Origin of the sequence: Pseudoalteromonas sp. SWYJZ19 (assembly GCF_015864375.1) — a bacterium.
Lineage (GTDB): Bacteria > Pseudomonadota > Gammaproteobacteria > Enterobacterales > Alteromonadaceae > Pseudoalteromonas > Pseudoalteromonas arctica.
The window spans coordinates 1-624 of record NZ_JADYXI010000064.1 but is presented as its reverse complement, the minus strand read 5'-3'; the positions used below and the strand labels follow the sequence as shown (position 1 = coordinate 624).

The 624-nt window shown below is 42.1% G+C and carries 1 protein-coding gene; it reads right to left on the bottom strand.

Annotated elements, in window-relative coordinates; all coding sequences use genetic code 11:
- The coding region (locus tag I6F45_RS21260) for a LysR family transcriptional regulator (protein ID WP_197162049.1) at window positions 1-624 on the bottom strand (624 nt) is incomplete at both ends.

Genomic DNA, 624 nt, shown 5'->3' with positions numbered 1-624 from the left:
GTCGCAGTGCTCTAGGCTCATCATTGCCCAACCTGCGCCTGAGAGTAAAAACGATTTTAAAGTCGATACATCATCAATTTTCATCATGGCGGAGCCTTTTGAGTACGATAGCCTGTCGCTGTCGATACTCAAGTCACTTTCAAACATGGCTAAACACGGATACGTTTGCAGTTCGCTATAGGTGAGTTTTTGAGGGAGTACGCCTTTAGCGCTCACAATGCCAATATCGAGCCTACCTATGGGGACGCTTTCTAAATCGCCTGTTGCATGAAATAAATCAAACCACGGGCCAATGCCTAATTCGGCTTGTCCGCTGTTTACTTGCTCTAATGAAATAAAGCGTTTTCCGCTTGTTAAGCTAAATTCTGTGCTTGTAAACAACCTAAAAGTATTACTTATGATCTCGTTGTAACTTTGCATATGGCAAAGTTGTTCGTAACAAATTCTAAATTGGGGCTCATTACCGAGTGCCAATTCTTTAGCAAGTTGTGCCAGCTCGTCGTTGGCATGCAAGAGTTGCTTCGCTTCGCGATGAAAAATACGCCCTTTTTCAGTAAGCTGTAATCGGTACTTACTTCTGTCTAGTAACTCAAACCCTATTTTTTCTTCTAGATTTTTAATAGC